The organism is Clostridium sp. CX1, from assembly GCF_025398335.1.
In the GTDB taxonomy this organism is placed as follows: domain Bacteria; phylum Bacillota; class Clostridia; order Clostridiales; family Clostridiaceae; genus Clostridium_AM; species Clostridium_AM tanneri.
Genome location: NZ_JAODOO010000064.1, coordinates 1 through 445 on the forward strand (window position 1 = coordinate 1; position 445 = coordinate 445).

The 445-nt window shown below is 36.6% G+C and carries 1 protein-coding gene; it reads left to right on the plus strand.

The window, feature by feature from the left end:
• A partial coding sequence (locus N4T77_RS20155; protein WP_261673646.1) for a hypothetical protein occupies positions 1-445 on the plus strand: 445 nt, incomplete at both ends.

The following is a 445-nucleotide window of genomic DNA, read 5'->3' on the forward strand; positions in this document are numbered from 1 at the left end:
CAGCCTAGTAGAAAACGCAGACTTTTCTTACTCTCTTACAGATCCATTTCCATGGAGACAAAACCCAGAATCTGATAGCGGCGATAAACTAGCATCTACTGTTGATAGAAAAACAGCATATAAGATAGTTGGAGTTGTAGGAAAGAAAAAGAATATATCACAGGAATTTAATATTTCAGGGAAAGCAGGAGATAGTTTTATAGTGTCTGGTTGGGCAAAGGGGAGTTCAGTAGCTTTAAGTGAGGACTCTGTACCTGATGAAGAAGCCAGACGCTTTGCACTGGGAGTTGGACTAGAAAAATCATCTACTGAAGCTGATTGGTTTCTAATTCCTTTTAATGAAGATATAGATGATTGGCAGTATGTATCTAGTGTAATTGTAGCAAAAAGTGACTATAGAAAGGTAAGCATATATGGAGAATATTATAATAATCTTAATGAAGCC